Source organism: Chlamydia suis (assembly GCF_900169085.1).
Lineage (GTDB): Bacteria > Chlamydiota > Chlamydiia > Chlamydiales > Chlamydiaceae > Chlamydia > Chlamydia suis.
In genome coordinates this window covers 846,583-871,456 of sequence record NZ_LT821323.1, presented here as the reverse complement: position 1 = coordinate 871,456, position 24,874 = coordinate 846,583, and the positions used below count along the sequence as shown (strand labels likewise).

Genomic DNA, 24,874 nt, shown 5'->3' with positions numbered 1-24,874 from the left:
CCTCCCTCTCCAAAGAAGGCGAGAACATATAACATCCCTTTTATGAAAAATACAAAATACTTGCGTCAAGTGAATGTATGGATCTTTGTAGTGATTATTCTACTTATGAGCATAAGTGTGGTTGTGATCTCATCTCAAGATCCTTCCTCCATGTTAGTCCATACATCACGAGGGCTCTTCTCAGCAAAAAGCAAAATACAATTACGTCATTTTGCTTTAGGATGGATCGTCTATTTTATTTGCCTATACGTAGATTACCATCAATTCAAACGGTGGGCTTGGGTTCTTTATTCGCTAATTCTTTTTAGCCTCATCGGCCTATTTTTCGTTCCTGCAGTGCAAAATGTGCATCGCTGGTATCGTATCCCCATTATCAACCTTAGCGTCCAACCCTCTGAATATGCAAAGCTTGTAGTTGTAATCATGCTCAGCTACATTCTGGAAATACGAAAAGCTCGTATCTCTTCCAAAACGACAGCTTTTATCGCTTGTATCATTGTAGGGATCCCCTTTCTGCTTATCCTCAAAGAGCCAGATCTTGGAACAGCCCTAGTATTATGTCCGATAGCCCTAGCGATTTTTTATATAGGGAATATTTATCCTCCTTTAGTGAAAGTCTGTTCGATTTTTGCTGCTTTAGGAATACTCGGCTCCTTACTAATTTTCTCCGGGATTATTCCTCATGACAAAGTAAAACCCTATGCTCTTAAAGTGTTAAAAGAGTATCAGTATGAACGCTTAAGTCCCTCGAACCATCACCAACGAGCCTCTTTAGTCTCTATTGGAGTGGGGGGATTAAAAGGTCAAGGATGGAAATCTGGAGAATTTGCAGGCAGAGGCTGGCTTCCCTATGGCTATACGGACTCCGTATTTCCAGCCATAGGAGAGGAATTCGGTCTGCTTGGGCTACTTTTCGTGCTGTGGCTGTTTTATAACCTGGTCTGTTTCGGCTGTCGCACTGTTGCCGTTGCAGTCGATGATTTTGGACGTTTTTTAGCGGGAGGTGTCACAGTGCATCTTGTCATGCACGTATTGATTAATGTTAGCATGATGAGCGGGCTCTTGCCCATCACAGGAGTTCCCTTGGTTTTGATTTCTTACGGAGGGTCTTCTGTGATCTCCACAATGGCATCTTTAGGTATTTTGCAAAGCATTTACAGTCGACGTTTTGCTAAATACCCGTCCTCTTTACACAGCTCCCCATAAAGGAAGGCCTCGTATGAGATCTTGAATTTCTTGGGCAAGCCGATAAATCTGCTCTTCTATATCTAAAGGCCTTCCTATTAATTCTTGCAGAGAAGTTGCGGGTTGATCCACCACTAACAATTCCTCTGCACTTACATTCCCATTGATTCCGATCCCGATAATAACTCCCATCCCATTCTCTACAGGGACCGTTTCACAAAGTACTCCAGAAAGTTTTTTTCCTTGGACCAGCACATCATTCGGCCATTTCATAACCATTCCTGGAATCCCTAAAGAAACTCCAAGACGAATAACGGCCTCTGTGCCTATACGAAATAACAAAGCACTATCCACGCTATCTACTCGTAAAAAGAAGCAAAAGGAAGCGAGGAGATCTCGATCCGTAGAATGCCAGTATCTACTAAATTTGCCTCGTCCTGCCGTTTGTTTCCTGGTTGTGACGATAGTAAGAGCATAAGGATCCCACAACGATATCCCCCGTTTTGCCGTTGTATTTGTGGAATCCGTACTCGCTATTTCGTAATAAATTTCTTTCATCTACTAACTATCTTATTCTCCTAAATCACTTCAGCTAAAGACAGACGTGTTATTTTTGGGAAACGAAACAGTTTCCCTGCAAAGCTAATAACCGGATGCTTATGAAGCGATACATACTTTTCTGTTGCCTCGTCAAATGCTCGCGCCTCAAAAGCAAAGGCATTTTCATAGGCAAGCAGCTCCTCCATTAAACTACAAAGCTTTTCTTCGTGAGGGCTTGTTAACAGTAATTCTAAAGACTGTTTTAATCGAAGAGTAAACACCCTCTCCATCTCATAAAAAGTCAAACTATCCTCATCATAAGCCTTAAGAAATTCTTTCAAGGAGTACTCGGTCCCTCGTAATAAAAAGGCTTTTTCTTCTTCTATCTTTGGGAGAGAGCGCGCATAAAGCTCAACGATTTCATGAAGCACGCCTCTTTTTTTCACAGCACAAGTAAGAAGCTGCTTCCAAGATAATAGCAAGGCTTTGCCCGTATACCGCAAGCGAGAATACCCTCCGATTAATCCTCCTAAGAATAAACTACATACCATCCAAAATAACATGCCCACTCCTAGCTTCTGGATCTCCAATACCTACCAGAGAGTTTACCTTTACCCCACACGCACAAAAAAAAAGAAGGGGCCTCCCCCTTCTTTTTTATGATTTATAGAACAATAAACCTTTCGAATCTAGGCAACGAGAGCCGTACCCTTCCCAGATAAACAACTGTTGAGCTCTGCATCCGTCAATTCTCGATATTGGCCATAAGGAAGTCCGCCCAATACCAAACTTCCTATACGAATCCTTTTTAGCTCTAACAACTGCAGTCCTGCGGCTTCTGCAAAAAGACGAATTTCGTGTTTTTTCCCTTCATTTACAATAATTTTAATGGTTCCACGACGCACTTTTTTAACGGAAACCGGACGCACAATGCGGCCATCGATCACGACCCCGGCCATCAAGGTCTCGAGATCTCGAGCCGAAACATCTCGGCTCACCTTTAGTAAATACTCTTTCGTGATCCCGAAAGAGGGATGTATCACCCGATTCGAAAACTCTCCGTCATTAGTTACCAAAATCAATCCCGAAGTTTCTTTATCTAAACGCCCTACGGTGAACAAACGATAGGGACAATGGGACAAAAGATCGATCACTAACTTGGATCCCGGGAATTTACGCTCAGAAGAACAAAGATACCCTAGAGGTTTATGCACCATAAAATAGACTTTCTTTTCTGTGCCAATGCGCTGGCCTCCCACTTCTACAGAATCCAGCTCTTCATCGACGATCACAAAAGGTCCTGCGGCCACCTTACCATTAACAGTGACGGCGCCAGCAAAAATGATCTCATCGCACTTTCTCCGCGAAGCGACTCCTGCCGATGCTAAAAATTTATTGAGGCGAACCTTTGCCATTCTAGTCCTCTTGTCTTCGACATATTTTGCATTCAAGCGATTTTCTAAGATACGGAATCCCCAAGTGTTTGGGGCTCTTATAGGGATAAAAATAAAAATGACTCACTATCATATCAAGATTTCGCTAGAGAGTCCAGAAGAAGTTCTCTTTACAACAGCGATAAATACCTCGCCCCCGTTACCATCGACAAGGTAAAAAATCTTTGCAAAGATAATCCTTAAACAGGGAAGATAAAACTTTCCTTGTCACCTTTTGAATCGTACTTTTTATGACTCTTCTTATTTTGCTACGCCACGGGCAATCTGTATGGAATCAAAAAAATCTGTTTACTGGATGGGTGGACATTCCTCTTAGCCAAAGAGGGATTCAAGAAGCCCTTGCAGCGGGAGAAATCATTAAAAATCTTCCTATTGATTATATTTTTACATCGACGCTAGTTAGAAGCCTCATGACAGCGCTGTTAGCTATGACAAACCACCACTCTCAAAAAATTCCTTATATTGTTCATGAGGAACGCCCCGACATGAGCCGGATTTATAGCGAAAAAGAAGCTCAGCAAATGATTCCCCTTTTCCAATCAAGTGCTCTTAATGAACGGATGTATGGCGAGCTTCAGGGGAAAAACAAACAGGAAGTCGCAGAGCAGTTTGGAGAAGAACAGGTTAAGCTCTGGCGCAGAAGCTACAGAATCGCTCCTCCTCAAGGAGAAAGCCTTTTTGACACAGGGCAACGAACTCTCCCCTATTTCCAAGAACGCATTCTCCCCCTTATCCAACAAGGGAAAAATATTTTTATCTCTGCTCATGGGAACTCGTTACGTTCCTTAATCATGGATCTAGAAAAATTAACCGAAGAAGAAGTACTCTCTTTAGAGTTGCCAACAGGTAAGCCAATTGTATACGAATGGACGGAACAACAATTCACGAAGAGCGCTCTTTCGTTTGGTTAAATAATCAACAAGCCATCCCTCCTTCTGAGCTGGTTAAAGAGGCTTTTCAACGTTATGCCAATGTGTTTACTTGCAAAGCCTCCTCTTCTGCTCTTGCTTTACAAGCAGAAGCAGAAGCTTCTGCTCGCAAGCTGACCGGATGCCAAGAAACCGCCTTTTCCTTTCATTTCGTTCCCCATTACCCTCATGTAGCAGCCATTATCGTGGCAGCTCTTCTTGAAAATCACCAAGCATTCCAGGGGCGGAATCACCTGCTGATTCCTTCTTGTGAACAGCAGTGGATTATTAACGCTCTCTGCCGCCGTCAGAATTTAGGAACAACCTATGATTGGGTAACGAGCAAAACAGGCTGTGTGAAAGAAAGCGATTTAGCGGAAGCACTTTCTCCTCGCACCCTACTCTTTTCCCTATCTGCCGCCAACGGCATGACAGGATTGCTAGAAGCCATTCCAGAGCTTGTCGCTTTATGTAAAGAACGCGGGATCATTTTCCATATCGACCTGAGTGACATTCTTGGCCGATGCGCACTCCCTTCAGAACTGTATCAGGCAGACATTCTCACATTCTCCTCACAGGCCCTTGGGGGAATCGGTTCCTCTGGAGCTATGTTTATTCGTCCCTCTTTAGCCAAATATTTTTCCTTATGGCTTCCCGGAGGATCTCAGCTCTCAACTTGCCTAAGCTCTCTTGCAGCGTTCTCTCTAGCCTGTCAAGAACGTACGGCAGCATTCTCCTCTCTTGTTCTTTCTTCTATTGCTTCTCGGGAAAGCCTGAAACAACATCTAAAAGCTATTCCTCAGGTGCAATTTCTGTTAGAAGATAGCCCTCAAAGACTCCCTAACGTAGCTGTTTTCGCTATTCCTGGCATCCCTGCAGAATCTTTGGGATTTTTCCTTTTCCAGAAACAAATTTTTGTAGGGCTGGGGCACGACCGCTTCCAACCTTTATCTCAGATTTTACAAAGCTCTGGAGTTTCCCCTTTTCTTTGTCATAGCGCCCTACACATATCTTTTACCGAACGCACTCCTATGACACACTTCTCGGCTTTAACCGCCGCCATACAAGAAGGACTCTCCCATCTACAACCCCTGATCACCTCATCTCTATGACTGTTCCTTTTTACCCTTTCTTTTTATGGAAAAGCTTCCCTGCAAAAGCTTTACGCCTATTCTTTCAACCTAAACACGGAGGAGTTCTATCTCAAGAGCAGGAAGATGATCACTCCCAACTCATTATAGGGAAGCAGGGGCACCTGCTTATGGGGAATACAGTACTATTTTACTGGCTTGTCGATACGACCAACGGCCTTATTCGAGAGGCAAAATTTCAATACTTCGGGCATCCCTATCTTCTTGTCCTGGCCGAAGCCGCCTGCTCGCTAGTAATTGGAAAAACTTTCGCTGCAGCTTACAAAATCACTATCAATGATCTCAATGACGAGATTCGCGGATACTCCCTCCCATCTATTGCCCTAGAAGACCTTTCTCCTCTTTACCACCTGGTAATGGATGCTCTTGATATTGCTTCTGAACAGTGTGTCGATATCCCTGTGGAAGACGGGTCCTTTCCTTTCCGAGAGGCGCTATTACAGCTGCATGATAGCCAGCCTTTCTCCAAAGAAGAGTGGGAAAATCTTTCTTACGATGAACAGCTCTCAACATTAAATACAATGATGAAAGAAAAAATAGCCCCTCTAGTTGCTATGGATGATGGCTCTGTACGTATCGTTCGCTTTGAAGGACTTACCGTAACTATTGCCTATTCGGGGAATTGTTCCTCCTGTTTATCCGCTGTAGGGTCTACTCTGAATTCGATAGGGCAGCTTTTCCGAGCACACGTTTATCCTTTATTAGAAATAAAAGTGGATGAACAGTCACTCTTGTTTTAATCCCTTTAAATCTCTAAAAAAAACAAATGTGCATCGTTCTTAGATAACATATTGTTTTTAATGGCCTTTTTTTGTTACAGAGAACAAAAGGTCTTTTTTAACAAAAAGACTCTTTTGAGCCTTTTGGTCATTCCGGCTGCACCTCCTTCTTGGGCACAAGAAGAAGATTTCTTTTTCTTTCCTTTCTTTGCAGGATACTTAGTAGGCTCGACCTTTGCTCTATTCTCTACGTATACGTAGAGCTTTTGTAAGAACTTGCTTCATGGAGAATACCGGTGCTACCTCGCTTTCTAAAACATAAGACTGCCTCCGTTAAATCATTTGGATACCTTCTTGCAGCTATTCTGATAGGAGTGATCCTCTTGTATAAACCCTCTTCTCCACAGCCTGCTCCCGCCACAACATTAACAGAGAAAAAACCTTCTCCTTGGCTTAAACTTTCTCATCTAGGGAATCTTCAGTCCATAGACACCCAAGCAAAAAAAGAGCAGATAGAAAAGGACCTGACGATGTTCGATCCTATTCTACAAGCTACAGTTGCCTTATCTCAAGGAGAGGAAACCCCAGCAGAAATATCTGTGATACTCTCACTCCCTCATGCACAGACATTATCCCCATCACTTGTACATTCTATTACGGATTACCTGATGCGTAGTGTTCCTGGATTAACTAAAGAACAGATCACTCTATCCGATCAGCAAGGGAATCTTTACTCCCCTTTCCTTGAACAAAATACTACCCTACTCACAACTTCACTAGAACGCTCTTTTCAGGCCATTCTTCCTCAAAAGCATTTCACTCTTAACTATATCCCCCTAGCTAATGAGTGGCGCCTACAACTTCTTATTGATGAAAACTATCTCGATACCCTTTCTAAAACCGCTCGCGTTAACTTACTATCTCATATACAAGAGATCCTCGCAGCATTCCCTGAAATCCATACCTCTATGGATATCGTTCCTTTCCTGACGCCCGCGACACCAAAAATTTCTCACTTCTCCTCGATAGCTCTAAGCATCGCAATTGTTTTACTAAGCCTCAGCATTCTAGGCGCAGCCACTTTTTACCTTGCTTTCCACACTTATGATCACGTCTCTCAGCAGAAAGAAAAAATACAAAGCATAAATATCCCAAAGCTGATAGAGATGATGAAGAGAGAGTCCCCAGAAAAAGTCGCTTTGATTCTCTCTTATCTAGACGCGGCAAAAGCGGAAGAACTTCTTGATAAGCTTCCTGAAGATATGAGAAACGCCGTGCTAAAGTTAAGGACATAAATCTTCGGAGGATTGCGTGGTTTCTCCTCATCTTCATTCCCTCACTTCTCCAGAAACCCCGCAATTTTCAACAGAAAACTCTCTTTTAGAGGAAGAAGCTCTCTCTCATGAGCTTCTTTCTTTAGTTCAGGTTTTCCGAAAATTATCCATACATCTTCTTTCCGAAATTGAGAAAGTCTCTCAAAAAATTAAACCCGATCTCCTTGAAATTGCTGTTCTCGTTTGTGAAAAATTTTTGTATCGAAAACTCGCTTGTACAGAAGAGCTCGCTCTGCTGATCTCTGCAGCTCTTAAGCATCATTTAGCCACCTGTGCCCATTCTTCCATAAAAATCGGCCTGCATCCCGAAGACCTTTCGAATCTTTCCCAATGGTTAATGCTTAACGACGTTCCCTTATTAAAAAATATAGAGTTTATTGCAGATCCTCTATGTAAAAAAGCAAGCTATAAGATGGAACTTCCTTTTGGGATTCTGAGACAAGACATTGGCGAAGAGCTTTCCCATCTGTTAAGCGTTCTCACGCCGTAGCCAACAAGTCTGTTACACAAGCGCCTCTATTAAGAATTGCTTAACTAAACCATTCTATGGCCTATCTACAACAAGAAACTTCCTTGATCCAACAGTGGAATCCTTATCGAGAATGCGGAATTTTATCCCGCATATCAGGAACCCTTATGGAGGCTCAAGGACTGGCCGCTTGCTTAGGAGAACTCTGTCATATTCCTTCCTTCAGATCCTCTCCCGTTCTGGCAGAAGTCATCGACCTTCATCATCAAACGACAGTATTATTAGCGCTCACTCCAGTACACGATCTTGCATTAGGGACTGAGGTTATCCCCTTACGCAGGCCAGCCTCTCTTCCCCTTTCCAATCATCTTCTTGGAAGAGTCATTGATGGATTTGGCAACCCTTTGGATGGGAATCCCCCACTCCCTAAAGCCCCTCTTTCTCCACTATTTGCTTCTCCCCCCGCTCCTATGTCCCGTACTCCTATACAAGAAATCTTCCCTACAGGAATCCGGGCAATTGATGCCCTGCTTACCGTAGGAGAAGGGCAACGCGTGGGAATTTTTTCAGAACCAGGAGGAGGAAAATCCTCTCTCCTATCTACCATAGCAAAAGGAGCTCAAAATACAATCAATGTCATTGCTCTTATAGGAGAACGGGGCAGAGAAGTCCGAGACTATGTCCACCAACATAAAGAAGGCCTAGCCGCTCAACGCACAATTATTATTGCTTCTACCGCTTATGACACAGCTGCCAGTAAGGTTATTGCTGGCCGAGCGGCTATCACCATTGCAGAATATTTCCGAGATCAAGGAGCCCGCGTATTATTTATTATGGATTCGCTGTCTAGGTGGATAGAATCTCTCCAAGAGGTAGCTCTTGCTAGAGGAGAAACACTTTCTACTCATCACTACGCCGCATCCGTGTTTCACCATGTCGCTGCATTCTTGGAACGAGCAGGAAATAATGATAAAGGATCTATTACTTCTTTTTACGCAATGCTCCATTATGCCAACCATCCAGACATTTTCAATGATTATGTCAAATCTCTTCTGGATGGGCATTTCTTTCTCTCTCCTCAGGAGAAAAGCTTTTCTTCTCCTCCCATCAATCTGTTAACAAGTCTGTCTCGGTCAGCCCGCCAACTCGTCCATCCCCACCATTATGCTGCGGCTCAAGAACTCCTCTCTTTACTCAAAGCCTACCATGAGGCTATCGATATCATTCAGTTGGGAGCCTATGTTCCTGGACAGGATGCTAAGCTCGATAGAGCGATTCGAATCCTTCCCTCATTACAAGAATTTTTATCTCAACCCCTTTCCAATTACTCTGCTATTCATGACACTATTGAACAACTATACCGGTTGTTAAACCATGAATAAAAAACTCCAGGACCTATCTACGCTCCTCAAAATCAAGCTTTTCAAAAAGCGTGATTTGCTCGAAACGTTAAAAAAAGAGCTCCTACACATCGAAACTCAAATCCAATACCTCCAAGAGCAAATTGCGCAATTTTCCGAAGCTAGACACAAACGTTTTCTGTCCCGTTCGTATACATGTGCGTACGATAAATATTTAGAACATTTACAAAGAGAACAAACTTCTCTATATAAACAGCGTATGGCACTAAATACTCAACTGCACAATTCTTGTATCGACATACAAAAACACATAGACCGGATAAAAATTATCGAAAAGATCCGCATCAACAAATATCCTTTAAAGAGCGCGAATAACTAAGGCCGCCTATAATGACCGATTCTCCCTATGCAGACTTATCATTTTTATTGGATAAGCTTCTTCCGATTCGACAAGAACATCTGTTAGACTATTGGCCCTCTCTCTCTCCTCCAGAAAGATTGTGCTTAGGGACTCAAATCTCGCAGATAAACATTCCCTTCTTCCTTCAGCAACAGGCTTTGCTAAACACCCCCCCTTCCCCTCATTATACTTACTCTCCCCTATCCCCTACACATTATGCTGGAGAGACCCCTGCGTATGCTCAACTGGGGTTCCAGCTTTTTCAAAAAGGGAAGGTAGGATGTGTTGTATTAGCTGGGGGGCAAGGCTCTCGATTGAAATTCGATGGACCAAAGGGATTGTATCCAGTCTCCTCTGTAAAGAAAAAACCTCTGTACCAACTTGTTGCTGAAAAAGTTGCTGCTGCCAGTAAACTTGCGGGACGTCCTTTACCTGTAGCCTTCATGACGTCTCCTCTGAATCATCAACAAACCCTTTCCTACTTTACTGCTAATCACTATTTTAACTTGGATCCCCAGCAAGTGGATTTTTTTTGTCAGCCGCTCTGGCCCCTTCTTTCTCTATCAGGAGATCTTTTCCTAGAATCGGCAGATCATCTAGCGCTCGGACCTACCGGAAACGGTTGTGTCGCCTCCCTGTTACAATCTTCTGGGATTTGGGATAAATGGGATCAAGCTGGAGTTGAAATGGTCAGCGTGATCCCCATTGATAATCCTTTAGCCTTACCGTTTGATAGAGAATTATGTGGATTTCATGCTGCAGAACACAATGATGTCACCATCAAAACGACTTTACGCCAAAATGCACAGGAAGACGTTGGAGTCCTCGTAGAATCCGCAGAACACAATATCTCAGTCATTGAATATTCTGCTCTCCCGGATAACGAACGTTTTGCTACAACTTCTTCAGGAGAGCTCGCTTATTCGCTCGCAAACATTGGTTTATACTGTTTATCTATGGACTTTCTAGCCCTGACAGCAAAAGAAACGCTGCCTATCCACAAAGCAAATAAACAAGCTAAACAATTGCTCTCCTCTCCAACCGAAAAAAATGCCTGGAAGTTTGAAGAGTTTATTTTTGATTTATTCCGCTACAGCAGACGAAGTCAGGCCATCGTCTATCCTCGTCACGAATGCTTTGCTCCTCTTAAAAATCATGAGGGGAACCATAGTCCTGCAACGGTTCGTGAAGCTATGCGCAAAAGAGAACATGCCTTATTCACCGCTGTTACGGAAAAAAAACTCTCTCCAAATACGATATTTGAATTAGAAGCGGACTTTTATTACCCATCCTCACATACTTCCTTAGAGTGGGAAAATAAAATTTTTTTCCAGGAACCAATTATTGAGGCTTCATGAAAGAGACTATCGCCTACCTTGGAATGGGCATGTGGGGATTTTCCTTAGCCAATCTTCTTGCTAACAATGGCCATCGCGTAGTGGGATGGGCAAGAAATCCTTCTTTAATTGAACAACTATCTGTTCAACGCCGGCACCCTGCGGCTCCTCACGTTACGATCCCATCAACGCTTTCTTTCACCTCTAATATGGAAGAAGCTTTAGATGGAGCGACCATGATTGTGGAAGGAGTCACCTCCGCAGGAATACGCCCCGTTCTCTCTCAGTTAAAGTCTATAACGGATCTTCAGGTTCCTTTGGTCATCACATCGAAAGGGATCGAGCAAAATACGGGGTTACTTTTAAGCGAGATCGCATTAGAAATTTTTGGAAGAGCTTCCGCGCAATATCTAGGGTATCTCAGTGGCCCATCTATCGCCAGTGAAGTTCTTCGCGGTTGCCCGTGCTCCGTTGTGATCAGTGCATATGATCCTTCCACCTTAAAACAAATCCATCAAGCTTTCCTCACTCCTACATTTCGCGTATATCCTAACAGTGACCTCAAAGGGGTTGCTTTAGGCGGAGCATTAAAAAATGTCATTGCTATTGCTTGTGGAATTTCTGATGGGTTCCGCTTCGGAGATAATGCAAAATCCGGACTCGTCACCCGAGGCCTTCATGAAATCCGAAAATTCGCAACAATTATGGGGTGTCGTCCAGAGACCCTGAACGGGCTTGCTGGTCTAGGGGACCTCTGTACCACTTGCTTCTCTTCCTTCAGCAGAAATACCCTATTTGGAAAGTTGCTTGCCGAAGGCTTATCCCTAGAAGAAGCAAAAACAAAAATTGGAATGGTAGTGGAAGGGGTATATACCGCTCTCTCTGCTCATCAAATTGCGAAGCACCACAGAATAGACATGCCCATCACTAGCAGCGTCTATCGTGTGCTTTACGAAAACCTAGACATTCAAGAAGGCATTGCTCAGCTTCTTCAGAGAAATACAAAAGAAGAATATTTATAGGGACTTCTTAGAAAAAAGATCTCGAAGAGCTTTGGCGCTATTCATGAGACAATGTTTTTCCTTTGTACAATTTTTTAGCATTTGCTAAAGATACGGGTTCAGTCCCAGACTACAAAGAAAGGCCCTTGACTAAATGAGTAGCAAGCTAGTGAACCATCTCCGTTTGACTTTACTATCTTTTTTAGGGATCGCATCCACCTCATTAGACGCTATGCCAGCAGGAAACCCTGCGTTTCCAGTCATCCCGGGGATCAATATTGAACAGAAAAGTGCCTGCACTTTCGATTTATGCAATTCCTACGATGTATTGTCCGCCCTCTCAGGGAACTTAAAACTTTGCTTCTGTGGGGACTATATCTTCTCTGAAGAGGCTCGGGTAAAAGACGTTCCTGTGGTTACCTCGGTAAACACAGCCGGAATAGGGCCCTCTCCAACCATCACTTCAACCACTAGAAATCGAGATTTCGATCTTGTTGACTGCTCTCTTAGCTCTAACTGTGTGGCTGCGGCATTTTCTATTCCCGATCGTACATTCAGCGCAATCCCTCTTTTTGATATGAGCTGCGAAGTAAAAATTGGCGGGCTCAAACAATATTATCGGCTTCCCATGAACGCCTATCGCGATTTTACTTCTGATCCACTCAATTCTGAGTCAGAAGTTACGGATGGGCTTATTGAGGTACAGTCTAATTATGGTTTTGTCTGGGACGTAAGTCTTAAGAAAGTACTCTGGAAGGATGGGGTTTCCTTTGTTGGAGTAGGAGCTGATTATCGCCACGCCTCATGTCCTATTGACTACATCATTGCGAACAGCCAAGCAAATCCCGAAGTGTTTATCGCAGACTCGGAAGGGAAGCTTAGCCTCAAAGAATGGAGCGTTTGCGTGGGGCTCACCACTTACGTAAACGATTACGTCCTCCCCTACATCGCATTCTCTGTAGGGAACGTTTCTCGTGAAGCGCCAGACAATAGTTTCAAAAAGCTCGAGGATAGGTTCACGAACCTTAAATTCAAAGTTCGTAAAATTACGAGCTCTCATCGCGGAAATATCTGCATCGGGGCTACGAACTATATCGCCGATAATTTCTTCTATAATGTAGAAGGAAGATGGGGAAGCCAGCGCGCTATCAACATCTCCGGAGGATTCCAATTCTAACCCCGAACTATATTTCTTTAACTAGAAGCTAACGTTCGATAAACGTTATGCAACAACTTCAGAGAAGCTGTAACTAAGCTCCATTGTTGATGCATAGCGCGCATTTGCAACTCTAGCATTAACTGATTCGTTTGAGCTAAATCTCCAAAGTTTTGGACGTCGGCGAGAAAATATGTAAAGAAATTTAACAAGCCCCCCTTCGTTTCTCCTGAAGAAACATTAATCTCTCCATCCACAACCTTCCCTTCTAAATTCTGTAACGTAACTATAGAAAAAGAAGAGCCCATAATCTCATAAGCAGGGCTATACTCATCCCTCCCGGGAATAAAAGCCAATCCCCTTAATCCTGTGGATAACTCTTGCATCTGAGTAATACAGACATCCAATGTCCGAATGTACCCATTTGCCATATCTTTTAACTTACTTTTTTGCGTTGGCGTTAAAGAATTATTTGCATCTACGTTCTTAATAATTTGTGTAAGTTGTTGCTTGGCGTTCTCGGCATTGTTGATATCTTTTCTTAAGTGGCTCTTCTCCGTTTCATAACGGTCTAAGACCATCTGGTATCCGTATTTAAAATTGGCAGTCCCCTCTGTTTGCCCAATATAAGAGCCTAGATTATACACAATGGGTGCGTTATTAAAGCTTTTTACCAATTCTAAAACAGGACTAAATAAGGTCTGTGCATACCCAGAAAAATTCAGTTCTCTAGCTAATGCGTACAAGGCTTCTTCCTGAGCAGGAATGTATTTATCGAGAAGAATATATGCAAAAGCCGATTGAAACGGCATTTTATTAATCACGCTTCCATCTACAGGATGCAACTCTTCAGCTGTTGTCAACGCCTGCGGGCTGAATACCTTAGCCTCTAGCTGCTGCTTAAGCTCTTTGCGCTCTTTTCTGCGAGCTTCTCTCTGGCTTTCTTCCGTCCATATAGCTTGCATCAAAGACATCTCGGAACCTGTTTTTAAGAAATCTTGACGCAAACCCTCTAAAAACTCTTCATTCAATCCAAACTGATGGGCTTCTTTCAATAAATCTTGAAATACTTGAAGATACGTTGCGGCCTCATGCATCTGGGTATAATCCGCTGCAACTTCTGCAGGAGATACCCGACGCTCCCGAGGAGCCGCAGTTTCTATGGTTGGAACAAAAAATTTTTGTCCTTCTTGAATCGGTTGGTTTCTCATAATCGTTTTTGCCCCCTAAAACGATTTTATTTAAATCTACGGATCAACTTTGCGAAGATTTGGTTCATCAAAGCTAGTGCTGCAGCGACCATTGTCCACTCTTGCTGAATAGCCGCAGATTCCATTTGTAATGCTAATTGCTGATTTTGGTTGAAAGAAGTGTAATCCTGCTGCTTGCTTTCTAAACTTTGCAGCACCTGCTGCTCTCCTCCTGGCATGACGCCATTACGCCCCCCTTCAATAACCGCACTCTCAAAAGTTGTCAGCTGTTGAATCCAGGTATCAAACTCCTTGGTTCCAATCTTTGCAGTAAAAGCTTCATCCACTTCATCTGGTTTCTTTACTCCAGAAATTTGCACCTTAGAAATCATGACATAGATATTAGAAAGGTTATGATGGAGGTTCTTGAACTCAAATGCATAACTCGCCAACGTTTCCAACAACTCTGCCCGTTGTGAAGAGGTTAATTCCGTATCCGCTTTTACAGAGGTCGCGAGTTTATTGATTTCCTCTAAAGCCTTTTGACAGTGAAATAAATCCGCCCGGCTTCGCTCGATTTCCTGTTTCACAGTATCATAGGCTCGAGAGATTGCCTCAGGAAAAACCTGCTGATTCATTTGTCTGAGATACATCCCTAAAGAATAATAAACATCTGCGGTTTGAAAACTCACCGCATGCTGAATAATTTCATTTAGGTAGCGAGCCGCCTTATTAGAGAAGGTCATCTGACTCCCTAATGTTTCCAGTGTATACTGCTGATTTGGCAAATACTTATCCAACATCAGGGATGCATACACCATTTGTATAGGGGAGCTTTCTATAAAAGTCTGCTTTGCTAAACCCATAGCGTTAAAATATTTTAGGCCTGCCGGATCTAACTGAGCTTTTTTTGTATTACACTCCGCAATTGCCGCTTCCCAGACGGCGATCGCCTCATTGATTTGCCTAATACTGGATTCAGAAGCTGTAATGACTGTATTATACTCTTCTCTAGACATCGCTTGAGAAGGATTTTTAGTCATGAGACTGACAACGTCAAAGAAGTAGGTAGGATTAAACAGATTGGTTTCTAACCCTTTAGCATCAAAAAGATAAATTCCATTATAATCCCCCGAAGGCTTCTCTTTAAACGTCTTTAATGCTTGATCCGAAACCTTAAAACTATTCGTTTCTCTTGGAGTCCAATATTGTATTTCCTTTTCTAAGAACGTGCTATAATCAGTAAGCGTGACCAATACCCGATCAAACACATCTTTCTGGGCGAACCCCTTGGTCCCAGAGAAATATGCATAAACAAGGCTCAATAAACCATTTAAGTTTACCTTATCATTGGCTTTCAAATTCGCAAGAGAATTCACATATGCATCGATAGCCGTATGAATAACATCTTGATTTTGTATATTTTTAGGATACAGCTCACCAATTTCATCCTCAGTGGATGTACGACTCATTAACTGGCGGAAAAGACCCGCAAAGCTCAATAAGCTCTGGATCATACTCCCTTTTAAAGCATTGTAATCCGCTCCCTTTAGATTAAATACCGAGTTGTTTTGGTTACGCAAATCCCAGACAGGGTTAAAGATATCTTTAATCGTATTCGTAATCTCTCGAATTAAACTTGCTGCTTTCGTAGCACGCTCAATATAAAGAGAATAATCCGCCATAGCAGTATTCATTGCATCGGAAACGGGTTCCGATAACGATGTTACCGAGTTATAGGTAAGCATCACGTTCTGCCAGAAGTTTGTTACCTTACTTTTGGGAACCAGTCTAATATTGTTATCATTCTTTAGGCCTTCTATCTCTTTCACAAAGGTTTGAGGCATCGCGTAAAGCCTTGCATATTCCTCATCCGTTAACGCAGTCTGTTTAAGTTTATTACGTAGCGTGTTGAGTTCTGTTTGATACTTAGTAACGATTTCTTGTTCTATGGGAAGAGGATCTTGTATCCCGCCATTTTCGGATAGCGTTAGCCAGTCATCAAAACTATCTGCAAGCCCCTCCCCAAAAACCTGTGCTGCAGCCTGATCAGGATTTGCTAAAATTTGCTCCGCGGTAAGAGATCCTGCCATTTCTATCCCATCTGCGGAAATTTTTCCTGATTTCTCCGCAGCGACAATAGCGGGAGCGCTCTCCAAACATGGAGTAAATTTTTCTAGATCAAGCTCTTCTAGCAATCCTAAAGCCCGCTTTAGTCCTTTACTTTTTTCATCCAACTGATGAAAGAAAAAAACAGCCTGCGGCATATACACCGCAGCCGCATCAATCTGCTCTCCAACTAAAGCCGCTGTTATGTTTTTAGAAAAAGAAATGGACGTGGGTTGTAATGACACGAGGTTATCCAGAAAACTATTGTTTTTCTAATTTTAAAAACAAAATTCGTTTTTTAAAAACAAAAAACAACAGTTTTTAAACCCAAAGAAACAAACTCGCTTCTTTTTTAATTATTTCAATTCGCTTTCTATCCTGGATAATTCGTTAATAATTTGCTGCGGCATGTCCGCCCCAAAAATAGTACAATACTCCCGAATGTTATTAACCTCCGCTCGCCAGCCTAACGTATCCACCGTAAGCAAAGCGCGCAAAGCTTCCTGAGATAAATTGAGCCCAGTCGTATTGAGCCCTGATTCCGTAGGAAGATAGCCTACAGGCGTACGCTGCGCGATAGAGTCCTCTCCATCCGTACGACGGAAGATCCACTCCAATACCCGAAGATTTTCAGAAAACCCTGGCCAAATAAAACGGCCGTCCGCATCTTTGCGGAACCAGTTCACTCCAAAAATTTTAGGCAACCGCAACCCTTTGTTTGCGAAAGACAACCAGTGCTTAAAGTAGGCTGCCATGTTATACCCACAGAAGGGGAGCATGGCAAAAGGGTCATGGCGTAATTTCCCTAATTCTCCGACAATTGCAGCAGTTGTTGTGGAAGACATCCCAGCTCCCATCATGACTCCATGCTCCCAGCTTAACGCTTCATAAACCAAGGGAATCGTTTCTGTACGTCTTCCTCCAAAAATGATTGCCTCTAAAGGGACCCCCTGAGGATTATTCCATTGAGGATCTAAAGAAGGACAGTGATCCAGCGGCGCTGTAAAACGCGCGTTAGGATGCGCTGCTGGATCACCTCCAGGAATCCACTCTCTTCCTTTCCAATCAATAATCCCTGGCGGAGGCGTTGTTGTTTTACCTTCCCACCACACATCTCCATCTGCGGTCAAAGCAACATTCGTAAATAATGAATCTGCTCTGCATGTTGCCAATGCATTGGGATTAGTAGTCTCAGAAGTTCCCAAAGCCACGCCGAAAAACCCAAACTCAGGGTTTACTGCATACAATCTTCCATCATCCCCTGGACGGATCCATGCAATATCATCTCCAATACACTCTACCTTCCACCCTGGCAGTTTGGGCATCAGCATAGCAAGATTGGTTTTCCCACAGGCACTAGGGAAAGCTGCTGCAAAATATTTCTTTCGTCCTTCAGGATTAGTCACACCAATAATTAGCATATGCTCGGCTAACCAACCTTGCTTGTGCCCTAAATAAGAAGCTAGACGCAAAGCCACACATTTTTTGCCAAGCAAAGCATTGCCTCCATATCCACTACCAAAAGACATGACACTATTATCATCTTGAAAATGGACGATGCGCATGTGCTCCGGATTGCAAGGCCACGCCTCATCTTTTTCCCCCGGAGACAAAGGTTTTCCAACGCTATGCAGACACTTATAAAACGTTCCGGATGACCCGAGCATCTCCAAAACAGCAGATCCCATCCGAGTCATGATTTTCATGGAACAAACAACATAAGGAGAATCGGTTATCTCTACTCCAATTAAAGAAAAAGGAGAATGCAAAGGCCCCATACAAAATGGAACGATATAAAGAGTGCGCCCTCGCATACACCCCTGAAATAATTCATGCAGCTCTGCCCGCATCTCTTGCGGATCTCGCCAATTATTTGTAGGTCCTGCTTCTTCCTGAGTCTTAGTACAAATAAAGGTGAATTGCTCAACGCGAGCCACATCTTTGGGAGAAGAGCGAACAAGAAAACAATTTGGATGTAACTCAGGATTTAGAGGGATCATGACCCCGGACTCCTGCATTTGCTGACACAGTTGTTGATATTCGCTTTCTGAGCCGTCGCATAAACAAACAGCATCAGGAGTCACTAAGGCAATCACCTCTTCTATCCAGGATTTTAACCCTAAATGGGTTATCTTAGACATCCAATCGCCTGTCATACTAAACTCTCTTTTCGCTTCTTCAATTGATCTAGATGTTCCAGAGCTTTTCCAGTTCCTAAGCAAACCGCTAACAGTGGATGCGGAGCCGTGATAACAGAAAGTCCGGTATTTTTACTTAATGCTTTATCCAACCCTTTAATAAGAGCTCCACCTCCAGCGAGAACCATCCCTCGCTCTACCAAATCTGCAGAAAGTTCTGGCGGACATTTTTCTAGAGTTAATCGTACACACTCTATGATTTGCTGTATGGGTTCCGCTAAACACTCTCGAATTTCTACAGAATTAATCCTTTTTGTAATAGGGAGCCCAGCCACCTGATCTCGCCCACGCACTTCCATTTCTAATTCTTGATCACCTAATGGGTATGCGGAGCCTATCGTAATCTTAATTTCTTCCGCAGTCCTAGGCCCTATCATTAAGTTGTAAGTGCGCCGCATATAATTAATAATGCACTCATCGAACTCATCCCCCGCTATACGTAGAGAACGGGACTCGACAATTCCCCCTAGAGAAATAATGGCGATTTCTGTTGTCCCTCCGCCGATATCAATAATCATACTGGCAGCAGGCTCATGCACCGGAAGATCCACACCAATAGCAGCAGCCATAGGCTCCTCAATCAGAATCACTTCCTGAGCCCCAGCATGTAAGGCAGAATCCTCAACAGCTCGTTTTTCAACACCAGTAATACCGGAAGGTACTGCGATAAGAATTTTGGGACGGAACATGCTACGAGCTGGGGTAACCCGTTTGATCAAAGCTTTCAACATCCCTTCTGCAATTTCAAAATCGGCGATCACCCCATCTTTCATAGGGCGAACAGCGACAATTTTTCGAGGGGTTTTCCCCAACATTGCTTTGGCTTTATGGCCTACAGCCAATACTGCATGAGTCTGAGCATCAACAGCCACAACTGAAGGCTCACTAAGAACAATCCCACGACCGCGAACATAGACTAAAGTATTTGCCGTCCCTAAATCGATGCCGATATTCCCGGAAAAAAAATTAAACAGTCGATCGAAACGGCCTAAAGCCTTGTTATACAGGCGATTAGAAAAATTTTTAATCTTGTATAAGCTGCGATGTGGGCTCATAAAACTATATCTGTAGAAGTTCGAGCACTTCTTCCCAAGTTAACTTAGAAACGACTTCATCATCAGAATTGATCACTTTCTTTACAAGACCCTTTTTCCTGTTCTGCAAGCTTAGAATTTTTTCTTCAATTGTATTCAAGGTAACCAGTTTATAGGAAGAAACAGAACGATTTTGGCCAATACGATGAACCCTATCTGTGGCCTGATTCTCAACAGCAGGATTCCACCACATGTCGTAATGGATTACCGTATCAGCTCCTACTAAGTTTAATCCCGTACCTCCCGCTTTCAAGGAAACTAAGAAAACCAGCAAACTTGGATCTTCATTGAACTGCTGAACGATCTCCAACCGGTTCTTTGTGGAACCATCAAGATACACAAAAGGAATACCTTTTGCTTCTAAATCTTGTCTTATAATGCCCAACATCTTGGTGTATTGGCTAAATACAACCGTCTTATGACCAGAATCTACTAGCGAACCCAACAGATCCATCAGCATATCGTATTTTGCAGAATCCCCTGGCTCCGGAGTGTCTTTCGCAAAAATCGCTGGATGACAACATATCTGTTTTAAACGTGTAAGCGTAGCCAACACATGAATATGAATTCTTTCAAATCCTTCTTGTTTCACTAAACGAGATAACTCTTGCCGCGCGGAAGCAGCGTAGGACTGATACAATTCCCTCTGAGATTCGGTAAGATGACAATGGTACAAAATTTCAGAAACTGGAGGTAGATCTTCTAAAACATCTTCCTTCATTCTGCGAAGAATAAACGGCGCCACTTTTTTTCTTAAAGCTTCGACATTGTCCGCCTTATTCCCCATGTAATTGCCAATACGGATGTATTTACCAACGAAACGATCATAACTGCTAAGAAGTCCTGGCATGAGAAAATCAAACAGACTCCATAACTCCTCTAATGAATTCTCTATCGGAGTTCCGGTAAGAATTAAGCGGTGACAAGCTCGAATCATTTTTACCGATTTAGCATTACGCGTCGTTCGATTCTTGATATGGTGCGCTTCATCAAGCACGACGTAATCAAAAAGAAAGTCCCTGTAAATATCGATATCTTTTTGTAGCAAATTATAAGAGGTAATAGCTACATCATACTCTCCTAGAGAAGCTAACTGTTTACGTCGCTGAGAGGGGATCCCATCAACCACAAGAGTTTTAAACTCTGGATTGAATTTTCGGAATTCTTCTTTCCAATTGTATACTAAAGAGGTCGGGCAAATGATCAAAGAACACCCTCCCTTTTTCTCCAAGCGACTTTGCGTAACAGCAATAATGGTTTGTAAGGTTTTCCCTAACCCCATGTCATCTGCAAGAATTCCATTGAGATGCATTTTACGTAAACGCTCTAACCAATGCACACCTTCTCTCTGATAACCACGTAAAGTTGCCTGAATTTGAGCAGGGACCTCTTGGAATGCAAAATCCACTTCGCCGCGGATTTGTTTCTGTATCTCTGCCAAATCTTCTGTCATAGAAAAGTTAACTGGAAGATCCTTGAAAGACTCGGGGGAAATTCCAGATAAGCTCCATAAAGGACATTTTTCTACAAAATCATCTAAAACCTGAAACCCGATCTCATTAAAAATTTGAATTACAGGAGCGATTTTCTCCAAATCCAAAACAAGAATACATGGCAGCTTCGACGCTACAGACTTACCTCGACGAGCTTTTTTCAATTGCCCACCCTTTTTCGGTAATTCTAAAAAGCGTTTCTTCGCGCTAACGCAATCCCATAGCAAATCTAAGCTGATTCCCTTCAACAACCCATGAACTTTTAACTCTGCCTCATAGTAGTTGATATCTTCTCCTGCCCTGAAAGAGAGATCAAAGACCGTTTCATCATAGATAAATTGGTCTGAAAGGGTTTCTGGGCAATTAAACGTAATGCGATGCTGATTGTTTGGGATCGTTTCCGTCATGAACTCAACGATCTTTTTCTCACTTTTTACATGAAATGCCCCATCTCGCTCGTCGTACACAAACCCAGAGAAGACTTCTTCTAAAATTTTTCTCTCTTCTACTAAGTTTCGAGCTAAAATTCCATCTGGGCGAACAAAAGCCCGTACCTCTTGGTATTGTAAAGAAAATGCTGTAGCAGGCACCCGCTGTCCATCGTATAAGAAAAAGAGCTTGGCCTCGAGTTCCCCATCCAGGTAGCTGATATCACAAACTCCTCGTAGTTCTTCTGTATAAGGCAACGTACTGAAACCATTTAACGCTTCGACATTGGATAATTCCGCATAATTTCGGAACACTGGCAAAGCATTTTCACAAAAAGAACCAAAAAGCGCTTCCGGAATCGCTACATCACGCAATCCCACAAAAGACCGTATATGCGCTCGCTTAATCTGGGGCAAAAAGTGGTGGTATACATTTTTATGAATGATTCCTGGACAACTCGACTCTAAAAGAACGGCTTGCTCTGGCTGTATTTCTTCTTCATCCACCACAATTAAAGGCTTCATCAGTAACGCTTTGTACGGAGCGTCGAAATAATCCAAGTGAAATTTCATTTTAGCAGGAGAGATAGACCAAAGCAGAGGTTCTTCTAAATTCCCACAAAAAATTCCTTGAAAACTCTCTTTCTCTCCTAATTGAGAACCGCTGCTTTCTGCCATTTGATGTTCCAGCATTTTAGATAAAATCATCCCTAAAGATGCTGGTGTTAAAAAGGCGGATTTTAATAATTTTTCTTCAGAACTTCCTGTAGCATAACGCGCATAACGAATCAGTAAATCAATTAACTTTCTATCTGACGCGCTGAAAGATTGTAACGTAAAGAAGAAGCGTCTCCCGCTAAAAACGATTGGCTCTTGATACAAGACCCCTTCTAAAAAAGTTTTGATATTGGAAACATAAAAAGGCTTAGAACGCCCTGGAAGCCTCAAAACAAGCTGAAACTCTATAGGCTGATTTGGAGAAAAAATGTCCCCTTCGTTTTTCTGAGGGACAAATAGAACCGCAAGTTCCGCACTATCCTTCTCAGAATACTCCAAAGGCAAGAAGAAAGGATTTTCACTTAATACAGAGGCTGCGTGATTGTATTCTCGAAGTATTTCTTTTTGATGTTCGCGATCCCGGCGCTCCTCTTCTCGCGTGGCAGCTACAACAAAAGTCTCTTGCAGCTCCTTACACACCTCTTCATTAGAAGAAAGATCTGCTTCCTTAGAATAGGTAACCACCATTTCATTAAAGTACTGCTCTAAATAAAACAGCAAAGCTACGATATGCTGACAATCATAATTGTAAGAGCAATCACAGTTCGAATCCACGGTATCAGATTCCGCTCGATCCACTTCAATTTCACACTCGTAAACATTGTCATATGAACCTCGGATTTGTGCACTGATACACACCGTCTCGCTATTCATGGACAAGATTTTCGCACTAACCACAGCGCCTTGAGTAAACAACTCTTTTCCATCCTGCAGTATGTTGGCTGTAAAATCTCTTCTTAATTTACGAAAATTAAGCATTTCTCCTCTAAACCATAGGGGGGTTGATAGACCTGTTACTTGTACCTGTTTACATCCGCTAAATCAATGAAAATTTTGACGCCTCAGGCCTCCAAAGAGTCCTTTATCAACAAGACCTTTTTCCCCGATTAGCCTCCTAAAAAATTTCTAGCCAAAATTTTTTTGCGAAACCTCTAATCAAAGGATTGCGAAAAACTCCCCAGATTATCTAGAATGCTCTTCTTCTCGCGGGTGTAGCTCAGTGGTAGAGCGTCACGTTGCCAACGTGAAGGTCGTGAGTTCAAGCCTCATCACCCGCTTCTCTTTACCGGATAACTTACCAAAAGGGTATTCTGTGTCTTCTCGAGATTTTTCTAATGATTTGTTTTCTATAAATATAGAGGAAACTGCTGGCTGCGTTGTGTCTGCAAAAGTTCAGGCTAATCCCTTAGTCACGCAGAAGTGTCATAAAGAAGCTCTCAAAACTGTGAAAAAGAATATCGTGTTACCCGGGTTTCGCAAAGGAAAAGCTCCCGATAACATTATTGAGGCTCGCTATTCATCCCATGTTGAGAATGAGCTTCGCCAGTTGTTACTGAGAGCCTCTTTCGAAGCTCTTTCTCAACTATGTGATCGAAAACCTTTATCTCCCAAGGCTGTTCGCTCTTCCACGGTTGATTCGTGCAGTGCTGTCAGCGGGGGGACTGTTTCCTTTTTATACGAAGCATTCCCGGTTATCCCTTCTCTTCCCTGGGAACAATTAGCTCTCCCAGAACCAGAGCCAGTAAAGGAGATCTCTGACGAGGACTTAGAGAACGGCTTGAAAAACGTTGCTTACTTTTTTGCGACAAAAACGCCTGTTACAAGACCCTCTCAAGAAGGAGACTTTATCTCCCTGTCACTATATGTTTCCAAAAAAGGAGATCTTAACTCAACTCCTACCGCTATTTTTGAAAACAAATATTTCAAAATTAGTGAAGAGGACATGACCGACGCGTTTAAAGCTAAATTTTTAAATGTGTCTACAGGCCATCGTGTAGAAGAAGAAATTGGTTCCGAAGACATTCAATCTTTTTTGAATGGGGATCTCCTCACTTTTACAGTCAACGCTGTCATTGAAATTTCATCTCCAGAGTTGGATGACGAAAAAGCTCGACAATTGCAAGCAGAATCTTTGGAAGATTTGAAAAACAAGCTTCGTGTACAGCTAGAAAACCAGGCTAAAGAAGCTCAATACCAAAAACGTTTCTCAGCAGCTGAAGATGCTTTGGCTCAGCTCGTAGATTTTGACTTACCACAAAGTCTATTGCAGGAACGCGAAGAGCTTCTCTCTAGAGAAAAACTTTTAAATGCTCGCTTAGTCAAATATTGCTCGGATTCTGAGCTAGAAGAGCAAAAACAAACTTTATTAGAAGAAGCAAAAGCTGATGCAAGAAAGGCTGTAAAGCTTTTGTTCCTAACACAAAAGGTCTTTTCAGAAAAAGGATTGTCTATCTCTAGAGAAGAACTTCAATATATGATGGATGTCTGCTCGAGAGAGCGTTTTGGAGCTCACCCTCCTAAAGACATTTCTAATCAAATGATCCAGGAGTTGGTTCTTGTGGCTCGAGATCGGTTGACTTACCGTAAAGCAATCGAGGCTGTTTCATCTGAGAAAAAAGATTTAGAGGGCATCCCCTCTTAATTTTGATCGCAGGAAAACGCTTGACCCAAGAGACACTTAAACATAGAATTCATCATTTTGATGCGTAGGTGTATTTTTAATTAGATGGGATCTCCCCTTCTTGGGTCTAGGGTAGACATAACGTACGCACACCTGTAACCAAATGATT

At 42.7% G+C, this 24,874-nt stretch carries 20 protein-coding genes and 1 tRNA gene; 13 read left to right on the top strand and 8 right to left on the bottom strand.

What is annotated here, in order from left to right; genetic code table 11:
• Positions 1–42 precede the first annotated feature (42 nt).
• On the top strand, positions 43–1,206 hold the full coding sequence (locus B6E89_RS03965) for an FtsW/RodA/SpoVE family cell cycle protein (protein ID WP_035407484.1): 1,164 nt from the start codon (positions 43–45) through the stop codon (positions 1,204–1,206).
• Here B6E89_RS03965 and B6E89_RS03960 read toward each other — a convergent pair.
• From B6E89_RS03960 to B6E89_RS03950, 3 genes are all read right to left on the bottom strand, one after another.
• Positions 1,189–1,743 carry a biotin--[acetyl-CoA-carboxylase] ligase gene (locus tag B6E89_RS03960; RefSeq protein ID WP_080121681.1) on the bottom strand — a complete coding sequence of 185 codons (555 nt, stop codon included), beginning with the start codon at positions 1,741–1,743 and terminating at the stop codon, positions 1,189–1,191. The two genes, B6E89_RS03965 and B6E89_RS03960, sit on opposite strands and share 18 nt — an antisense overlap.
• 20 nt (positions 1,744–1,763) lie before the next feature.
• Complete coding sequence (locus B6E89_RS03955; protein ID WP_080121680.1) at positions 1,764–2,288, bottom strand: hypothetical protein; 525 nt, start codon at positions 2,286–2,288, stop codon at positions 1,764–1,766.
• 126 nt (positions 2,289–2,414) lie between these two features.
• Positions 2,415–3,140, bottom strand: a complete 726-nt coding sequence (locus B6E89_RS03950; protein ID WP_035407476.1) for a pseudouridine synthase — start codon at positions 3,138–3,140, stop codon at positions 2,415–2,417.
• A gap of 269 nt (positions 3,141–3,409) precedes the next feature.
• Between B6E89_RS03950 and B6E89_RS03945 the strand changes: the two genes are divergently transcribed.
• The 10 genes from B6E89_RS03945 (at position 3,410) to B6E89_RS03895 (ending at position 13,036) form a co-directional block, all read left to right on the top strand.
• Positions 3,410–4,090, top strand: coding sequence for a 2,3-bisphosphoglycerate-dependent phosphoglycerate mutase (locus B6E89_RS03945; RefSeq protein ID WP_080126800.1), 681 nt, complete (start codon positions 3,410–3,412; stop codon positions 4,088–4,090).
• Positions 4,045–5,199, top strand: coding sequence for an aminotransferase class V-fold PLP-dependent enzyme (locus tag B6E89_RS03940; RefSeq protein WP_080133178.1), 1,155 nt, complete (start codon positions 4,045–4,047; stop codon positions 5,197–5,199). Before B6E89_RS03945 ends, B6E89_RS03940 begins: the two co-directional genes overlap by 46 nt.
• On the top strand, positions 5,196–5,978 hold the full coding sequence (locus tag B6E89_RS03935) for an iron-sulfur cluster assembly scaffold protein (RefSeq protein WP_080133177.1): 783 nt from the start codon (positions 5,196–5,198) through the stop codon (positions 5,976–5,978). The genes B6E89_RS03940 and B6E89_RS03935 overlap by 4 nt, the downstream gene beginning before the upstream one ends.
• Positions 5,979–6,247: 269 nt before the next feature.
• Positions 6,248–7,252 carry a type III secretion system protein gene (locus tag B6E89_RS03925; RefSeq protein WP_087878174.1) on the top strand — a complete coding sequence of 335 codons (1,005 nt, stop codon included), beginning with the start codon at positions 6,248–6,250 and terminating at the stop codon, positions 7,250–7,252.
• Positions 7,253–7,268: 16 nt separating this feature from the next.
• On the top strand, positions 7,269–7,781 hold the full coding sequence (locus B6E89_RS03920) for a hypothetical protein (RefSeq protein ID WP_035407459.1): 513 nt from the start codon (positions 7,269–7,271) through the stop codon (positions 7,779–7,781).
• Between the two features lie 56 nt (positions 7,782–7,837).
• Positions 7,838–9,142: a type III secretion protein ATPase gene (locus B6E89_RS03915; RefSeq protein WP_080133176.1), complete on the top strand. Its 1,305-nt coding sequence runs from the start codon at positions 7,838–7,840 to the stop codon at positions 9,140–9,142.
• Positions 9,135–9,500, top strand: a complete 366-nt coding sequence (locus B6E89_RS03910; protein ID WP_080127293.1) for a hypothetical protein — start codon at positions 9,135–9,137, stop codon at positions 9,498–9,500. The genes B6E89_RS03915 and B6E89_RS03910 overlap by 8 nt, the downstream gene beginning before the upstream one ends.
• Before the next feature lie 11 nt (positions 9,501–9,511).
• A complete protein-coding gene (locus B6E89_RS03905) occupies positions 9,512–10,879 on the top strand; it encodes a UTP--glucose-1-phosphate uridylyltransferase (RefSeq protein WP_080133175.1) in 1,368 nt (455 codons plus the stop codon).
• Entirely contained in the window at positions 10,876–11,880 is a 1,005-nt protein-coding gene (locus tag B6E89_RS03900) for an NAD(P)H-dependent glycerol-3-phosphate dehydrogenase (protein ID WP_080121673.1), read from the top strand. The genes B6E89_RS03905 and B6E89_RS03900 overlap by 4 nt, the downstream gene beginning before the upstream one ends.
• Positions 11,881–12,013: 133 nt before the next feature.
• Positions 12,014–13,036, top strand: coding sequence for a hypothetical protein (locus tag B6E89_RS03895; RefSeq protein WP_080133174.1), 1,023 nt, complete (start codon positions 12,014–12,016; stop codon positions 13,034–13,036).
• A 17-nt stretch (positions 13,037–13,053) separates the two neighbouring features.
• Here B6E89_RS03895 and B6E89_RS03890 read toward each other — a convergent pair whose 3' ends face one another.
• From B6E89_RS03890 to B6E89_RS03870, 5 genes are all read right to left on the bottom strand, one after another.
• Positions 13,054–14,226, bottom strand: coding sequence for a CT620/CT621 family type III secretion system effector (locus B6E89_RS03890; protein ID WP_080123960.1), 1,173 nt, complete (start codon positions 14,224–14,226; stop codon positions 13,054–13,056).
• A 26-nt stretch (positions 14,227–14,252) separates the two neighbouring features.
• Entirely contained in the window at positions 14,253–16,559 is a 2,307-nt protein-coding gene (locus B6E89_RS03885; RefSeq protein WP_080133173.1) for a CT620/CT621 family type III secretion system effector, read from the bottom strand.
• Between the two features lie 111 nt (positions 16,560–16,670).
• Complete coding sequence (locus B6E89_RS03880) at positions 16,671–18,470, bottom strand: phosphoenolpyruvate carboxykinase (GTP) (protein ID WP_080133172.1); 1,800 nt, start codon at positions 18,468–18,470, stop codon at positions 16,671–16,673.
• The gene (locus B6E89_RS03875) at positions 18,467–19,567 is read right to left on the bottom strand and encodes a rod shape-determining protein (protein ID WP_035407437.1); all 1,101 of its coding nucleotides are present in this window, start codon (positions 19,565–19,567) and stop codon (positions 18,467–18,469) included. The genes B6E89_RS03880 and B6E89_RS03875 overlap by 4 nt, the downstream gene beginning before the upstream one ends.
• A 4-nt stretch (positions 19,568–19,571) precedes the next feature.
• On the bottom strand, positions 19,572–23,063 hold the full coding sequence (locus B6E89_RS03870; protein WP_080129519.1) for a DEAD/DEAH box helicase: 3,492 nt from the start codon (positions 23,061–23,063) through the stop codon (positions 19,572–19,574).
• A gap of 227 nt (positions 23,064–23,290) precedes the next feature.
• Here B6E89_RS03870 and B6E89_RS03865 point away from each other — a divergent pair.
• Together B6E89_RS03865 and tig are read left to right on the top strand one after the other, a co-directional pair.
• Positions 23,291–23,362: transfer RNA gene (locus B6E89_RS03865), tRNA-Gly, on the top strand.
• Positions 23,363–23,397: 35 nt separating this feature from the next.
• The gene (gene tig, locus B6E89_RS03860) at positions 23,398–24,726 is read left to right on the top strand and encodes a trigger factor (RefSeq protein ID WP_080121667.1); all 1,329 of its coding nucleotides are present in this window, start codon (positions 23,398–23,400) and stop codon (positions 24,724–24,726) included.
• Positions 24,727–24,874: the final 148 nt, after the last annotated feature.

Bases quoted from the DNA above. Each gene is read 5' to 3' on its own strand.
- B6E89_RS03940 (WP_080133178.1), top strand. From the start codon at position 4,045: ATGGACGGAACAACAATTCACGAAGAGCGCTCTTTCGTTTGGTTAAAT.
- B6E89_RS03910 (WP_080127293.1), top strand. From the start codon at position 9,135: ATGAATAAAAAACTCCAGGACCTATCTACGCTCCTCAAAATCAAGCTT.
- B6E89_RS03945 (WP_080126800.1), top strand. From the start codon at position 3,410: ATGACTCTTCTTATTTTGCTACGCCACGGGCAATCTGTATGGAATCAA.
- B6E89_RS03890 (WP_080123960.1), bottom strand. From the start codon at position 14,226: ATGAGAAACCAACCGATTCAAGAAGGACAAAAATTTTTTGTTCCAACC.
- B6E89_RS03880 (WP_080133172.1), bottom strand. From the start codon at position 18,470: ATGACAGGCGATTGGATGTCTAAGATAACCCATTTAGGGTTAAAATCC.
- B6E89_RS03915 (WP_080133176.1), top strand. From the start codon at position 7,838: ATGGCCTATCTACAACAAGAAACTTCCTTGATCCAACAGTGGAATCCT.
- B6E89_RS03960 (WP_080121681.1), bottom strand. From the start codon at position 1,743: ATGAAAGAAATTTATTACGAAATAGCGAGTACGGATTCCACAAATACA.
- B6E89_RS03955 (WP_080121680.1), bottom strand. From the start codon at position 2,288: ATGTTATTTTGGATGGTATGTAGTTTATTCTTAGGAGGATTAATCGGA.
- B6E89_RS03900 (WP_080121673.1), top strand. From the start codon at position 10,876: ATGAAAGAGACTATCGCCTACCTTGGAATGGGCATGTGGGGATTTTCC.
- B6E89_RS03965 (WP_035407484.1), top strand. From the start codon at position 43: ATGAAAAATACAAAATACTTGCGTCAAGTGAATGTATGGATCTTTGTA.
- B6E89_RS03905 (WP_080133175.1), top strand. From the start codon at position 9,512: ATGACCGATTCTCCCTATGCAGACTTATCATTTTTATTGGATAAGCTT.
- B6E89_RS03895 (WP_080133174.1), top strand. From the start codon at position 12,014: ATGAGTAGCAAGCTAGTGAACCATCTCCGTTTGACTTTACTATCTTTT.
- B6E89_RS03950 (WP_035407476.1), bottom strand. From the start codon at position 3,140: ATGGCAAAGGTTCGCCTCAATAAATTTTTAGCATCGGCAGGAGTCGCT.
- B6E89_RS03935 (WP_080133177.1), top strand. From the start codon at position 5,196: ATGACTGTTCCTTTTTACCCTTTCTTTTTATGGAAAAGCTTCCCTGCA.
- B6E89_RS03870 (WP_080129519.1), bottom strand. From the start codon at position 23,063: ATGCTTAATTTTCGTAAATTAAGAAGAGATTTTACAGCCAACATACTG.
- B6E89_RS03875 (WP_035407437.1), bottom strand. From the start codon at position 19,567: ATGAGCCCACATCGCAGCTTATACAAGATTAAAAATTTTTCTAATCGC.